The sequence below is a fragment of the Methylosinus sp. LW3 genome, from assembly GCF_000527115.1.
GTDB lineage: Bacteria > Pseudomonadota > Alphaproteobacteria > Rhizobiales > Beijerinckiaceae > Methylosinus.
The window spans coordinates 3568632-3581797 of the sequence record NZ_AZUO01000001.1 but is presented as its reverse complement, the minus strand read 5'-3'; the positions used below and the strand labels follow the sequence as shown (position 1 = coordinate 3581797).

15 protein-coding genes are annotated in these 13166 nt (G+C 65.2%); 2 read left to right on the top strand and 13 right to left on the bottom strand.

Annotated features, from left to right (window positions below; genetic code table 11):
- Nucleotides 1–28: 28 nt before the first annotated feature.
- Complete coding sequence (locus METLW3_RS0117940; protein ID WP_024881208.1) at nt 29–928, bottom strand: SDR family oxidoreductase; 900 nt, start codon at nt 926–928, stop codon at nt 29–31.
- Between the two features lie 110 nt (nt 929–1038).
- On the opposite strand from METLW3_RS0117940, the gene METLW3_RS0117935 reads away from it, so the two are divergent.
- Nucleotides 1039–1455: a helix-turn-helix domain-containing protein gene (locus METLW3_RS0117935; protein ID WP_198022802.1), complete on the top strand. Its 417-nt coding sequence runs from the start codon at nt 1039–1041 to the stop codon at nt 1453–1455.
- A gap of 27 nt (nt 1456–1482) precedes the next feature.
- On the opposite strand, the gene METLW3_RS0117930 is transcribed toward METLW3_RS0117935, so the two are convergent.
- From METLW3_RS0117930 to METLW3_RS0117890, 9 genes are all read right to left on the bottom strand, one after another.
- The gene (locus METLW3_RS0117930; RefSeq protein ID WP_024881206.1) at nt 1483–2790 is read right to left on the bottom strand and encodes an HlyC/CorC family transporter; all 1308 of its coding nucleotides are present in this window, start codon (nt 2788–2790) and stop codon (nt 1483–1485) included.
- Between the two features lie 4 nt (nt 2791–2794).
- Nucleotides 2795–4588: a 3-dehydroquinate synthase gene (gene aroB / locus METLW3_RS27635; protein WP_024881205.1), complete on the bottom strand. Its 1794-nt coding sequence runs from the start codon at nt 4586–4588 to the stop codon at nt 2795–2797.
- A gap of 47 nt (nt 4589–4635) precedes the next feature.
- On the bottom strand, nt 4636–5346 hold the full coding sequence (locus METLW3_RS0117920; RefSeq protein WP_024881204.1) for an NUDIX hydrolase: 711 nt from the start codon (nt 5344–5346) through the stop codon (nt 4636–4638).
- Complete coding sequence (locus METLW3_RS0117915) at nt 5343–6248, bottom strand: PhzF family phenazine biosynthesis protein (protein WP_024881203.1); 906 nt, start codon at nt 6246–6248, stop codon at nt 5343–5345. Before METLW3_RS0117915 ends, METLW3_RS0117920 begins: the two co-directional genes overlap by 4 nt.
- Nucleotides 6249–6307: 59 nt before the next feature.
- Nucleotides 6308–6769, bottom strand: coding sequence for a nuclear transport factor 2 family protein (locus METLW3_RS0117910; RefSeq protein ID WP_024881202.1), 462 nt, complete (start codon nt 6767–6769; stop codon nt 6308–6310).
- A 37-nt stretch (nt 6770–6806) separates the two neighbouring features.
- Nucleotides 6807–7259 carry a nuclear transport factor 2 family protein gene (locus METLW3_RS25835; RefSeq protein ID WP_036309010.1) on the bottom strand — a complete coding sequence of 151 codons (453 nt, stop codon included), beginning with the start codon at nt 7257–7259 and terminating at the stop codon, nt 6807–6809.
- 151 nt (nt 7260–7410) lie between these two features.
- Entirely contained in the window at nt 7411–8430 is a 1020-nt protein-coding gene (gene ilvC / locus METLW3_RS0117900; protein ID WP_024881201.1) for a ketol-acid reductoisomerase, read from the bottom strand.
- 207 nt (nt 8431–8637) lie between these two features.
- Nucleotides 8638–9189: an acetolactate synthase small subunit gene (ilvN, locus tag METLW3_RS0117895; protein WP_024881200.1), complete on the bottom strand. Its 552-nt coding sequence runs from the start codon at nt 9187–9189 to the stop codon at nt 8638–8640.
- A 79-nt stretch (nt 9190–9268) separates the two neighbouring features.
- The gene (locus METLW3_RS0117890) at nt 9269–11041 is read right to left on the bottom strand and encodes an acetolactate synthase 3 large subunit (protein WP_024881199.1); all 1773 of its coding nucleotides are present in this window, start codon (nt 11039–11041) and stop codon (nt 9269–9271) included.
- 340 nt (nt 11042–11381) lie between these two features.
- Between METLW3_RS0117890 and METLW3_RS0117885 the strand changes: the two genes are divergently transcribed.
- Nucleotides 11382–11900: a TIGR00645 family protein gene (locus METLW3_RS0117885; protein WP_024881198.1), complete on the top strand. Its 519-nt coding sequence runs from the start codon at nt 11382–11384 to the stop codon at nt 11898–11900.
- A 21-nt stretch (nt 11901–11921) separates the two neighbouring features.
- Here METLW3_RS0117885 and METLW3_RS0117880 read toward each other — a convergent pair whose 3' ends face one another.
- From METLW3_RS0117880 to METLW3_RS0117870, 3 genes are all read right to left on the bottom strand, one after another.
- Nucleotides 11922–12221, bottom strand: a complete 300-nt coding sequence (locus METLW3_RS0117880) for an alkylphosphonate utilization protein (protein WP_024881197.1) — start codon at nt 12219–12221, stop codon at nt 11922–11924.
- A 225-nt stretch (nt 12222–12446) separates the two neighbouring features.
- Nucleotides 12447–12872 (bottom strand): hypothetical protein, encoded by a 426-nt coding sequence (locus METLW3_RS0117875; protein WP_036309006.1) that lies wholly within the window; start codon nt 12870–12872, stop codon nt 12447–12449.
- A 35-nt stretch (nt 12873–12907) separates the two neighbouring features.
- Nucleotides 12908–13087, bottom strand: a complete 180-nt coding sequence (locus tag METLW3_RS0117870; protein ID WP_108917330.1) for a hypothetical protein — start codon at nt 13085–13087, stop codon at nt 12908–12910.
- Nucleotides 13088–13166: the final 79 nt, after the last annotated feature.

Below are 13166 nucleotides of genomic sequence, written 5' to 3'. Positions count from 1 at the left end.
GAAGCTTATCACCGATCACGACGAGGCGTCATTTGTGGGCGGCGGCGAGAGGCGCCCATGTCTGCGCGATGGTGACGGCGTCGGGCGTCGTCGGCCGGCCGATCAGCGCGCTGAGCTGGAGGCCATTGTCGAACAGCGCGCCTTTCGCCGCGCCTGCGTCGGAATCGGCCAGCATAGCGGCGAATGCGCCCGGCAGGCCGGCGCCGACGAGAGCGCCGGCGAAATCGGCTTCGGGCAGGTTCTGATAGGCGATCTTTCGTCCCGAGACATCGCTGATCGCGGCCGCGAATTCGCCGAGCGTATAGGCCTCGTCTCCGGCCAGCTCATAGATGCGGCCGGCCTGATCCGCGCCCGTCAGCACGGCGGCCGCGGCCTCGGCGTAATCGGCGCGCGCGGCGGAGGCGATCCGGCCCTCGCCGGCGGCGCCGATGAAGACCCCATGCGCCAGCGCCGGGGCGATGGAGGCGGCGTAATTTTCCGTATACCAGCCGTTGCGCAGCAACGCGAAAGGCGTTCCCGAGGCGCGCAGGAGCGCTTCCGTCTCGCGATGCTCCTGCGCCAGCGCCAGCGGCGAAACATCGGCGCGCAGCAGGCTCGTATAGGCGAGGAGGCCGACGCCGGCCCGCGTCGCCGCCTCGATGACATTGCGGTGCTGCGCCGTTCGCTGGCCCACCTCGCTCGAGGAGATCAGCAGCAGCCGTTCCACGCCCGCGAAGGCCGGGGTCAGCGTCTCCGGGCGGGAATAATCGGCGATGCGCAGCTCCACGCCGAGGGCGGCGAGATCGCGGGCGGCGTCGCTGTCGGTCCGGCGCACGCCGGCGACGATGCGCGTCGCCGGAACGCTTCGCAGCAGCGCGCCAATGACGAGCCGGCCGAGCTGGCCGGTCGCGCCGGTGACGAAAATGCGCGGGTGAGCGGAGGAGGTCATGGCGGCGTTCCTTTCGGTCTCGTTTCTGATATAAGGTCTCTAGACGAGACTATTGAGCCCGTGAAGGAGGCAGTTTTTTGGGACAAGGCGACGCCGAGGGAACCGTCTCGATGACTGCGCGGGAGGAGCTCGCGCGCAAATTCGACGAATGGCGAGAGTTGGCGCTGGATGCGAGCCGCTGTCCGGTGCGCGATGTGCTGGATCGCGTCGGCGACAAATGGACGACTCTGATTTTGATCGCGCTGGCCGCCGGGCCGCAGCGCTTCGGCGCGCTCAACCGTGCGACGCCGGATATTTCCAAGCGCATGCTGACGCAGACGCTGCGCACGCTGGAGCGGGACGGGCTGGTCGCGCGCAGTGTCTATCCGACCAAGCCGCCGAGCGTGGATTATCGGCTGACGCCGCTCGGCGTCGCCATGATGGAGCCGCTGGCCGCGCTCATTCGCTGGGCGGAGCAGAGCCATCCGGCGATTGTCGCGGCGCGGCGGCGCTTCGACGAAGGGCCTGCCGAAGAGAGCGCTGCGTGAGCCGGGCGCGCGTCAGTCCGGCGCGCGTCAGTCGGGCTCTCGGGCCTCGGTCGGGGTCACTTTCAGCACGGTGATGCGGTTGCGCATCTTGCGCAGCACCTCGAAGCGGAAACCGTGGAAGTTGAACACCTGCCCCGCCTCGGGAATGGCCGCCGCCTCATGGATGACGAGGCCGGCGATCGTCGTCGCCTCTTCGTCGGGGAGGCTCCACTCCATGACGCGATTGAGATCGCGCACCGGCACGGCGCCGTCGACGAGCACCGAGCCGTCCTCCTGCGGGCGAACGCCCTGCATGGCGAGATCGTGCTCGTCGCGAATATCGCCGACGATCTCCTCGAGAATATCCTCGAGCGTGACGAGGCCCATCACCTCGCCATATTCGTCGACGACGAGCGCAAAATGCGTCTTGCGCTTGAGAAAGGCCTCGAGCTGATCCTCGAGCGTCGTCGATTCCGGGACGAACCAGGGCTCGAGCGCGACATCGTCTATGCTGAGCTTGGAAAAATCCGCTCCCGCCGCATCCAGCGCGCGCAGCAAATCCTTGGAGTGGATGACGCCGATGAAATTATCGGGCCGGTCGCGCCACAAGGGCATGCGCGTGAAGGGCGAGGCGAGAACCTCGCGCACGATCTGCTCGGGCGGCAGATCGGCGTCTATGGTGCGCATTTTGGTGCGATGGATCATCACATCGGCGACATGCAGCACCTGAAGATCGAGCACGCCGCCGAACATGTCGCGCCAATTGCGCTCGACGGTTCCTTCCTCATGCATGATGTCGACGGCGCTCTTCAACTCGTCATAGGGCGAGAGCAGCGTGCGGCCATGGCCGATCTCGACGCCGGCGAGCTTCAGCACGCCGCGCACGAAGGCCTCCACCGCAAAGAGCAGCGGGCCGAAGACGGCGACGAACACGCTGATGATGCGGGCGACGCGCAGCGACAGCCGGTCGGGATGGTTGATCGCCACCGTCTTGGGCAGGACTTCGGCGAAGACCAGCAGCAGCACCGTCATGATGATGGTGGCGTAGACGGCGCCGCTCTCGCCGGTGAGATAGACGAGCACGCTGGTGGTGAAGGCCGAGCCGCCGATATTGACCAGAGTGGAGCCGAGCAGCAGCGCCGCGATCATGCGATTGCGCTGGCGCAGCAGGCGATTGACCACCACCGCGCGGCGGTCGCCCTCCTTCTCCAGCGAGTGCATATGCGCATGGGAGGCGGCGGTCAGCGCCGTCTCGGAGGCGGAGAAGAAGGCCGAGAGAAGCACGCACAGCAAAACCACCAGGGACGCGACCCAGATGTCGACATTCTCGAGGCCAGCCTCCGCTCCGCCATGCATAGGGCTACTCGCGCGCGATTTCGTCTTTGAGGAAGCTGCGCAGCTGATCCACGTCTATGCCCTTGGCGACGAAGGAGCGTCCGATGCCGCGCGCCAGAATGAAGGTGAGCGCGCCTTTCTCGACTTTCTTGTCCTGGAACATGGCGTCGAGCATGGCGTCGGCGTCGTCGCGCCAGCCGGAAATGTCGCGAATGCGAGTCGGCAGGCCGACGCGAGTGAGATGGCGGCCGACCCGCTCGGCGTCCTGCAGGCTGCACAGGCCGAGCCGCGCCGAGAAGCGGAAGGCGCAGACGAGGCCGATGGCGACGCCTTCGCCATGGACGAGGCGCTCGCCGTCGTAACGCACGAGCCGCTCCAGCGCATGGCCGAAAGTATGGCCGAGATTGAGCAGAGCGCGATCGCCCTGCTCGGTCTCGTCGCGGGCGACGATCTTGGCCTTAGAGCGGCAGCTCACCGAAATCGCCTCGACGCGCGCGGCGCGGTCGGCGAAGACGGCGGAGGCGTTGTTCTCCAGCCATTCGAAGAAGAAGGCGTCGTCGATGAGGCCGTATTTGACGACCTCGGCGTAGCCGGCGCGGAACTCGCGCAGCGGCAGCGTCGCCAGAGCGTCGACATCGGCCAGCACCAGCGAGGGCTGATAGAAGGCGCCGACGAGATTCTTGCCCTGCGGCGTGTTGATGCCGGTCTTGCCGCCGACGGAAGAGTCGACCTGCGCCAGCAGAGTCGTCGGCACTTGCACGAAGCGCGAGCCGCGCCGCACGCTCGCCGCCGCGAAGCCGGCGAGATCGCCGACCACGCCGCCGCCGAGCGCCAGCACCACATCGCCGCGCTCGATGCGGGCCTCCAAAATCTCCTCGCAGACGCGCTGGAAGACGGGGAAGGATTTGGAGGCTTCGCCCGGCTCGACGATGATCGAGGCGGTGCGTATACCGGCTTTCGCCAGGCTGTGGCGCAGCACGGGGAGCTGCAGCCGCGCGACATTGGCGTCGGTGACGACGGCGCAGGCGGCGCCCGGCGCGATGCGCGCGAGATGCTCGCCCGCCTGCTCGAGCAGCCCGGCGCCGATGATGATGTCATAGGCGCGGTCGCCGAGCCCCACTTCGACAGTCTGCGGCTCGACGGGGGCGGGCGGCGTGCGTGACGTCATGAATCTGTCGAATCCTCGTGTGGTCGCGCTCTCCGGCGCGCCATGCGCAAAGGCCAGCAGCGCGGCGATGGTCTCCTCGACCATCACCTCATGCGCCACATCGCGGGAGAGCACGGCGATGTCGGCCTGGCGGTAGACCGGATAGCGCTCGTCCATCAGCCGGCGCAGCACGGCGGCGGGATCGCTCGTCTGCAGCAGCGGCCGGTCGCCCTTGCGGCGCACGCGGCGCAGCAGCACGTCATGGGCGGCGTCGAACCACAGCGAGACGCCGCGCTCCTTCACCCGCAGGCGGGTGGTCTCGTCCATGAAGGCGCCGCCGCCGGTCGCCAGCACGCAGGGCTCGCCGGCCAGCAGGCGGGCGATGACGCGGCGCTCGCAATCGCGGAAATGCGCTTCGCCATATTTGGCGAAAATATCGGGGATCGACATGCCGGCCGCGGCGGCGACGATCTCGGCGTCGGCGTCCTTGAAGGGCAGGCCAAGGCGCTGGGCCAGGCGCTGGCCGATGGAGGTCTTGCCGGAGCCCATCATGCCGACGAGCACGAGCGAGCGGCCGAGCAGAGCGCCGCGAATGGCGCGCGCGCAGTCCTCGGGCGGAGTCTGTCCGCCCGGCCGCGCCACATGGCCGCCGATCGCTTGCACTTTGCTCATGACGTACAATCTACACCGCGCCGCAAGGAAATTCAGCCCCCATTTGCTCATGTGGGCAGCAGCGGCTCGAGAAAACGGCGGATGAAGTGAAGCATTCGCGGCTCGGCGAGGTCGGCGCGCCGCGCGGCCATGCGCACGCCGGCCAGCTCCGGCTTGTTTTGCGCGGCGATAAAGGCGGTCACGCGCTCTTCCAGCGCGGCGGCGGAAAGCGGCGATTGCGCGATTCGCATGCAAGCGACGCGCGGCCCGGCGAAGACGATGGTCCAGTCGGGCGAAAGCCGCACCTCATGCGCCGCAATGCCGGTCTCCTCCTCCAGCTCGCGGAGCAGATTGGCCTCGAGATCGACGATCCCGTCGCGCAGATCGCTCGGGTCCGGCGTTCCGGCGGGGAAATAGATCGCCCCGGCGGCGGAATGATCCGCCCCCATCTCGCCGAGCAGAAAGGCGCCGTCCGACGAGCGCAGCGCCGGCATGGAGAAGCAATTATGCACGCCGCCGCCCGGAAAGCCGAAATCCCGCCAGGCGAGGAAGCGCGAGAAGCGCGTCGTGAAGAATCTGACGCCGAGCGTCCCATTCTCCCCGCGCGAGACTCCATGGGCGAGCAGCACAGGCCCATCATAGAGCGAGGGGACAGCGGCGCGGCGCGTGGCCCAATGGGCGTCGATCTCCGCGCCGCGCAGCCGATCGAAGGCCCAATCATGAGGCTCGAGCACGCAATGCAGGGCGGCGGCGCTGGCGATCTCGATCTCGCCGCTCATAATTCCAATTCTCCGCGTTGCATTTCCACCGCATGTCCCGCCACTGTGACTGCGACGAGACGGCCCGCCTCGATCCGCGAGCCGAGGATGATGCGGGAGGGGCGGCCCATGGCGTAGCCCTGCTCGATGACGAATTCGTGCTCGCCATCCTCCGGCGCCTCGAAGGCGTGAGCGACGCCGGCAAAGGCCGCGGCGGCCGAGCCGGTGGCCGGGTCCTCGCCTATGCCGACGCCATTGGCGAACATTCGCGCGCAGACCGCGCTCGCAGGCTCCACTGTCTCGCTCGTGTAGAGATAGGCGCCGACCGCCTCGCCCATGACGGCCGGAAAGAGCGCCGGGTCCGGCCGCGCGCGATCCAGCGCCGCGCGGGAGGAGAGCGGAACGAAGACGAACTCCACCCCGGCGGAGAAGCGCGAGGGGATGTGGCGGGCGAAGCCTATGTCCGCGGCCGAGAGGCCGAGCGCGTGGGCCAGCGGTTCGGTCTCCGGCGCCGGCGCTCCGGGGAGGGGCAGGCGCGGCGCGACGAAGCGCGCGAGAATGGCGCGGGAGGCGTCCCTCACCACGTCGCAACGGACGAGCCCGATTTCCTCCTCGAGCGCGATGACGATTCCATTGCGGGTCAGCATCTCCGGCGCGCGCTGCGTCGCGAGCAGGATCGCCGCGCCGATCGTCGGATGGCCGGCGAAGGGCAATTCGCGCAGCGGCGTGAAGATGCGCAGCCGCGCCGTATTGATGGAATCGCGCGGCTCCAGCACGAAGACGGTCTCACTCAGATTGAGCTCGCGGGCGATGGACTGCATCGTCGCAGCGTCGAGCCCGTCCGCGCCGAGCACGACGGCGAGCGGATTGCCGGCGAAACGATGCGTCGTGAAGACGTCGAGCGTGAAAAAGCGCAATCGCATGGGTGGGGCGGAGCCTCGGCTAGGGCCAGAAGGGGCGGCTCAGGATCTGGACGGCAGGGTCAGGGCCAGGAGGGCTCGCCCTGAATGTTGAGAATGCTGATCGAATCGCGGAACTCGATCAATTCGACGATGAGCCCGTGCTCGAAACGTACGAAATCGGCGAGGTCGACGCGGCCCTCGAGGCCGGTGCCGCGATGGCGCCAGCGCACGCTGCGCCGGAGCGCGACGCGGCCGCCGTCGATGACGACATCGTCGATCATCGGCTCCGACTGGCAGAAGTCGACGTTGATGGCGCGCAATATATTGAGCAGCGCGTCGATGCCCGTATGGCGCCCGGCATAGGGGATGCGCGTCTTGTCGCCGACGAACTCGCAGACGACATCCGGCGAGAACAGCTCGTGGATCACGCTGAAATCGCCGTTCTCGGCCGGCTGCGAGGCGAGCAAATCGAGGCGGCGACGGATTTCGTCGCGCTCCAGCCCCGGCGGGCGATGGGTGAAAAGCTCTTCGATATCGGTCATACGCGCCTCGATTCGCGCTTTCTTCTCAGGGGCGGCGCTAGTCCCTTTCGATGAGCGCTTCGTCGCTGAAGGGATTCCAGCCGTGATAATCGAGATACTCGAACACTTCGATGACCATGCCGTTTCGCCAAGACAGGAAATGCGCCATGTCCATCGTCGCCGTGCGGCCGGAATTGCGATGGCGCCAGGAGTTGCGCCACCGCACCGCCGTCATGGAGCCGTCCACCAAAATGTCCAGCACCTCGCTGCCGAGGGGCTCGTAGTCGACGTCGGTGAGACGAATATTCTCGCGAAACGCCTCGCGGCCGTGAAGGACGCCGGGAAGAAACAAGCCCTCTTTGGTGGCGTGATAGCGAACGATCACGTCCGGCGCAAAATAGCGCAACATCTCCTCGATCTGCCCCGACATGCGCAGGCGTGTGATCTCGAAGACATTGCGTCTCAATTTGCGACGTTCCTCTTCGTCAGGCGCGTCGATTTTCGGCTGCATCGCGCTTCTCCGTCGCAAGGGCGGCGCCCCGGCCGCTCCTCTCTCGACGTTGCGTTCGATCCGAGCTGAACTTCCCTATGGCGCTCTCCTTCGCACGCTCCACGAGAGCACGATCCAATCGGATCGGATCGTGCGCCCGATCGGAAGCGCTCTAATTGCGGTCCTTGTCGACCAGCCGGTTCTTGCCGATCCAGGGCATCATCGCGCGCAGGCGTCCGCCGACCTCCTCGATCGGATGGGCGGCGTTGCGGGCGCGGGTCGCCTTGAAGGATGTCTGGCTCACCTTGTTCTCGAGCATCCAGTCGCGGGTGAACTTGCCGGACTGAATATCCTCGAGCACGCGCTTCATCTCGGCCTTGGTGTCCTTGGTGACGATGCGCGGGCCGGTGACATATTCGCCATATTCGGCAGTGTTGGAGACCGAATAATTCATATTGGCGATGCCGCCCTCATAGATGAGGTCGACGATCAGCTTCACCTCGTGAAGGCACTCGAAATAGGCCATTTCCGGCGCATAGCCGGCCTCGACCAAAGTCTCGAAGCCATTGCGGATCAGCTCGACGAGACCGCCGCAGAGCACCACCTGCTCGCCGAAGAGATCGGTCTCGCATTCCTCGCGGAAGCTGGTCTCGATGACGCCCGCCCGGCCGCCGCCGATCGCCGAAGCGTAGGAGAGGCCGAGCTCGAGCGCATTGCCGGAGGCGTTCTGATGCACGGCGATGAGGCAGGGCACGCCGCCGCCCTTCAGATATTCGCCGCGCACCGTATGGCCGGGACCCTTGGGCGCGACCATGATGACGTCGAGATCCTTGCGCGGCTCGATGAGGTTGAAGTGGATGTTGAGGCCATGGGCGAAGAACAGCGCGGCGCCGGGCTTGAGATTCGGCTCGAGCTCGGCGGCGTAGATCTCGCCCTGCAGCTCGTCCGGCGTCAGCATCATGACGACATCGGCCCATTTGGCGGCCTCGGCCACCTCCAGCACCTTGACGCCGGCGCCCTCGGCCTTTTTGGCGGAGGCGGAGCCCTTGCGCAGCGCGACCGCGACCTCGGTGACGCCGGAATCCTTGAGGTTCAGGACATGGGCGTGGCCCTGGCTGCCATAGCCGACCACAGCGACCTTCTTGCCCTTGATCAGATTGATGTCGGCATCCCGATCATAATAGACGCGCATATTCTCGCTTTCCCCCGCAGGACGACAGTCGGCCGTCGCTAGTCTTCAAGAACTCCGCAACCGCCGGTCGCGCCGGTGGAGTCGGTTTCCTGATTGATTTTACGTGGCTTTTCTCTCGTCTCGGGAAGAACCGCAGGACGAGAGCGCATTTCGCAGACCTTTCTACGCGTCCAGCGCGCGAAGGTCAAAAATTAAGGATTTGCGCGGTCAGATCGGGTCTGGCCCGCGGGAGATCGCCGCCACGCCGGTGCGCGAGACCTCGACGAGGCCGATCGGGCGCATCAGATCGACGAATTCGTCGATCTTATTGGGCTTTCCGGTCAGCTCGAAGATGAAGCTCTCGGTCGTGGCGTCGACGACGCGGGCGCGGAAGGCCTCGGCAAGCTGCAGCGCGGCGTTGCGCTCCTCGCCCTTGCCGCGCACCTTCACCATGGCCAGCTCGCGCTCGAGCGAGCGGGCGGAGACGGTGAGATCGGTGACTTTATGAACCGGCACCAGCCGCTCGAGCTGATGCTGTATCTGCTCGATCGTCTCCGGCGTGCCGGAGGTGACGACGGTGATGCGCGAGAGATGCTCGCCATGGGCGACCTCCGCCACTGTCAGGCTCTCGATATTATAGCCGCGGCCCGAGAACAGGCCGACGACGCGCGCCAGCACGCCCGGCTCATTGTCGACCAGCACGGCGAGCGTATGCGTCTCCACATTGGAGCGCGACGTCGGCGAGGAATAGGGCGAGGGCGGGGAGAGGGGAGCGTTCATGTGTCCGTTTCCAGCGAATAGCGAGTAGCGAGTAGTCGAAAGCGGAGCAGCTCTATTCGCTACTCGCTATTCGCTCGTCTCACACCAGCATCTTGCCCTTTTCGTCGATGATCGAGCCGAGCTCGATTCCGGCGTCGTCGGAGAGATCGGCGAGCAGCATGTCGTTATGCGCCTTGCCCGAGGGGATCATCGGGAAGCAATTCTCGCCCTTCTCGACGAGGCAGTCGAAAATCACCGGCCCGTCATAGTCGATCATTTCCTGAATAGCGCGATCGAGATCGGCGGGGTCGGAGCAGCGAATGCCCTTGGCGCCGAAGGCCTCGGCGAGCTTCACGAAATCGGGCAGCGCCTCCGAATAGGAATGCGAGTAGCGCCCGCCGTGCAGCAGCTCCTGCCACTGGCGCACCATGCCCATATATTCATTGTTGAGGATGAACACCTTGACCGGCAGGCGATATTGGATCGCCGTCGACATCTCCTGAATGTTCATCAGAATGGACGCCTCGCCGGCGATGTCGACGACCAGCGATTTGGGATGCGCGAGCTGCGCGCCGATCGCCGCCGGCAGGCCATAGCCCATGGTGCCGAGCCCGCCGGAGGTCATCCAGCGATTGGGCTCGTCGAAATGATAATGCTGCGCGGCCCACATCTGATGCTGGCCGACCTCGGTGGTGACGTAAGGATCGCGATCCTTGGTCAGCGCATAGAGACGCTGCACGGCGTATTGCGGCTTGATGACCTTGTCCGAATTGCGGAAGGCCAGCGACTTGCGGTCGCGCCATTCGTCGATCTTCTTCCACCAGGCGTCGAGCGGCTGCTTCTCGGCGTGCATCGCCTCGGCGCGCCAGATGCGCACCATGCTCTCCAGCACATGGCCGCAATCGCCGACGATGGGCAGATCGACCTTCACATTCTTATTGATCGAGGAACGATCGATATCGATGTGGATCTTCTTCGAGCCGGGCGAGAAAGCGTCGAGCCTTCCGGTGATGCGATCGTCGAAACGCGAGCCGACGGCGATCATCAGATCGCAGTCGTGCATGGCGTTATTGGCCTCGAAAGTGCCGTGCATGCCGAGCATTCCGAGCCAGTTCGGCCCGGAGCCCGGATAGGCGCCGAGGCCCATCAGCGTGGAGGTGATCGGGAAGCCGGTCAGCGACACCAATTCGCGCAGCAGCGTCGAGGCCGCCGGGCCGGAATTGATGACGCCGCCGCCCGTGTACAAGATGGGGCGCTTGGCGGCGGCCATCATCTTCACCGCGCGGCGAATGGCGTCCGTGTCGGCGTCGAGCTTGGGCTTATAGGTCTTGTGATGCACATTGCGCGGGCCTGTATAGGTCCCGGACGCGAATTGCACATCCTTCGGAATATCGATGACCACCGGCCCGGGCCGCCCGCTGGAGGCGACGTAAAACGCCTCGTGCAGGATGCGCGGCAGATCGGCGATATTCTTCACCAGATAATTATGCTTGGTGCAGTGGCGCGTGATGCCGACCGTGTCGCATTCCTGAAAGGCGTCGGAGCCGATGAGATGCGTCGGCACCTGGCCGGTGATGCAGACCAGCGGAATGGAGTCCATCAGCGCATCGGTGAGGCCGGTGATGGTGTTGGTGGCGCCGGGGCCGGAGGTGACGAGCAGCACGCCCGGCTTGCCGGAGGAGCGGGCGTAGCCCTCCGCCGCATGGGCCGCGCCCTGCTCGTGACGCACGAGAATGTGCCGCACCTTCTCTTGATGGAAGAGCACGTCATAGATCGGAAGGACGGCGCCGCCGGGATAGCCGAAAAGCACTTCGACGCCCTGATCCTTCAGGGCCTCGACCACCATTTCCGCTCCGGTCATCTGCTTCGCCATTCTCTCCAGCTCCGCTTTTCTCGACCCTCGAGACATAGGACTGCGCGGGCGCGCCCCCATAGGCAATAAAAAAGGCCCCCTGGAGGGCCTCGGATAAGCGCCAGCGGCGGAAGCTCGGGTTCAGACCCGCTCCGTCTCCAGCGCCCTGCCTACGAGAAGAATGCCCTTCACGGCCCGCTCCAGGTGAAATAACGGAGTAGACGTTACGGGAGACGACCGCAGGGGTCAAGGCGATTCCGCGGGCATAGGGGCGATCGGCGCGCGCGCCGGTCCCCTGAGCTTGGCCGGCGCGGCGAATTCGTGTACGGCTCCGTCGCCTCCCCACGAGAACGAGTCGAAGATGAAGCGCTTTTTCGAATCCTTCCTGTTCATGTCGCGCTGGCTGCTCGCGCCCTTCTTCGTCATGCTGGCGGTTGGGCTCTTGGAGCTGCTCTATAAAGCGGGCGTCCATCTCTACGAGGCGACGGCGCATCTCCTCACCGCCGCCGAATCCGACATGACCCTGCTGGTGCTGGACCTCATCGACATGACTCTGACCGGCGCTCTGGTGGTGACGGTCATGCTGTCGGTCTATGAGAATTTCGTCTCCAGGGTCGACACGGACAGCCAGCCCGGCTGGCCGGACTGGATGGGCTCGATCGATTTCTCCGAGCTGAAGCTGAAGCTGCTCTCGACCATCGTCGCCATTTCGGCGATCAAATTGCTCGAAGCCTTCATGGACGTGCCGCATATGAATGACCGGGATCTGTATTTCTATCTCGGCATTCATATGGTCTTCGTCGTCTCGACGCTGGCCTTCGCTCTGTCGGAGCGCCTCGCCGGCGGCCATGGAAAAAACCACGACGAGGAGGCGCATTGACGAGCGAGCCGGAAGACCGGCTCAGCGTTTCTTCACGAATTCCGTCCGCAGCACCAATCCTTTGATGGTGTCGTGCCGGCAGTCGATCTCCTCCGGATCGTCGGTGAGGCGGATCGATTTGATCACCGTGCCCTGCTTCAACGTCTGATTGGCGCCCTTCACCTTCAGATCCTTGATGAGGGTGACGGAGTCGCCGTCGGCGAGCGCATTGCCGGCCGAATCCTTCACGACTTTCGCCTGCGCCGCCGCCGCGGCGAGCTGCGACGCCGGAACCCATTCGCCGCTCGCTTCGTCATAGACATAGTCTTCGTCGTCGGCCACGCGAACCTCTTTTCGATTGAACGCCGCGCGCGAGAGCCGCGCATCGGATGCGCTCTCTTAGGCGACCGCGCCGCCCCGGCGCAAGGTGGAGCGGAGCGATGCGTTTCTATGGGGCGACGTCTCTAGAGCATTATCCGATCCGATCGGATCGGATAATGCTCTAGGTATCTCTCTTTTGGAGCGAATTCTGATCGATCGAACGATACCGTTCGATCGGAACGCGCTCTAGAATTTGCGGCCCGGCGGCGCAGGCGCGCATTTCATCACGGCGATGACGCCGCCATCGTCATATTTCAACGTGCCCGCGGTCATGTCGAGCAGGTTGCGAATATGCTGATCTCGGCATTTGCCGGTCGCGGCGACGCAGACGCGGTCCTGTCCGAAGCTCACCGCATCCTTATCCACGCTGACCGCATAAGTGACCTTTTGCGTCTCGCTGGAGCCGCTCGCGCCGGAGACATAGGAATCGCCATCGCGATATTCCTCGGCGACGCCGTCCTCCCAAATGAGCTGCACAAAGCGCCGGCCGGTGTCGACGTCGATCGCGACCGTTCGATTGGTGCGTCCGCAATCGAGATGAATTTCCGAGGCGTGGGCATGCGGCGCGAGCAGCAGCGCTAGGGCCACAAAAGCGTAGAGTCTGGCGTTCATTCTATTTTCCGCAATGCGCGCGCGGCGCGGCCTCGTCAATTTCTCGGCAGGGAGGAGCGCATCTCGTCGCAGGCGCGCAATTGCGCCTCGGTCGCAGACCAATAGGAGATTTCGCAAAGGGCCTGATAGCGGCTGGCCACGAAGATCGACCACAGAAAATAGCCGAAGCCGGCGACGCCCAACGCCAGCAGCATGTTGCGACTAAAAGCGTTCATGATCGCCCTTTCGCGCCGATGCGGCGTGAAGCCCTCTGCCCTGTCATCCTGGCGCGAGCGCATGGCCGGGTCAAGCGCG

Excerpts from the sequence above, each read along its gene's own strand:
- METLW3_RS0117930 (WP_024881206.1), bottom strand. The coding sequence starts at position 2,790 with ATGCATGGCGGAGCGGAGGCTGGCCTCGAGAATGTCGACATCTGGGTC.
- METLW3_RS0117915 (WP_024881203.1), bottom strand. The coding sequence starts at position 6,248 with ATGCGATTGCGCTTTTTCACGCTCGACGTCTTCACGACGCATCGTTTC.
- METLW3_RS0117920 (WP_024881204.1), bottom strand. The coding sequence starts at position 5,346 with ATGAGCGGCGAGATCGAGATCGCCAGCGCCGCCGCCCTGCATTGCGTG.
- ilvC (WP_024881201.1), bottom strand. The coding sequence starts at position 8,430 with ATGCGCGTCTATTATGATCGGGATGCCGACATCAATCTGATCAAGGGC.
- METLW3_RS0117875 (WP_036309006.1), bottom strand. The coding sequence starts at position 12,872 with ATGAACGCCAGACTCTACGCTTTTGTGGCCCTAGCGCTGCTGCTCGCG.
- METLW3_RS0117940 (WP_024881208.1), bottom strand. The coding sequence starts at position 928 with ATGACCTCCTCCGCTCACCCGCGCATTTTCGTCACCGGCGCGACCGGC.
- METLW3_RS25835 (WP_036309010.1), bottom strand. The coding sequence starts at position 7,259 with ATGCAGCCGAAAATCGACGCGCCTGACGAAGAGGAACGTCGCAAATTG.
- METLW3_RS0117870 (WP_108917330.1), bottom strand. The coding sequence starts at position 13,087 with ATGAACGCTTTTAGTCGCAACATGCTGCTGGCGTTGGGCGTCGCCGGC.
- METLW3_RS0117935 (WP_198022802.1), top strand. The coding sequence starts at position 1,039 with ATGACTGCGCGGGAGGAGCTCGCGCGCAAATTCGACGAATGGCGAGAG.
- METLW3_RS0117885 (WP_024881198.1), top strand. The coding sequence starts at position 11,382 with ATGAAGCGCTTTTTCGAATCCTTCCTGTTCATGTCGCGCTGGCTGCTC.
- ilvN (WP_024881200.1), bottom strand. The coding sequence starts at position 9,189 with ATGAACGCTCCCCTCTCCCCGCCCTCGCCCTATTCCTCGCCGACGTCG.
- aroB (WP_024881205.1), bottom strand. The coding sequence starts at position 4,588 with ATGAGCAAAGTGCAAGCGATCGGCGGCCATGTGGCGCGGCCGGGCGGA.
- METLW3_RS0117890 (WP_024881199.1), bottom strand. The coding sequence starts at position 11,041 with ATGGCGAAGCAGATGACCGGAGCGGAAATGGTGGTCGAGGCCCTGAAG.
- METLW3_RS0117910 (WP_024881202.1), bottom strand. The coding sequence starts at position 6,769 with ATGACCGATATCGAAGAGCTTTTCACCCATCGCCCGCCGGGGCTGGAG.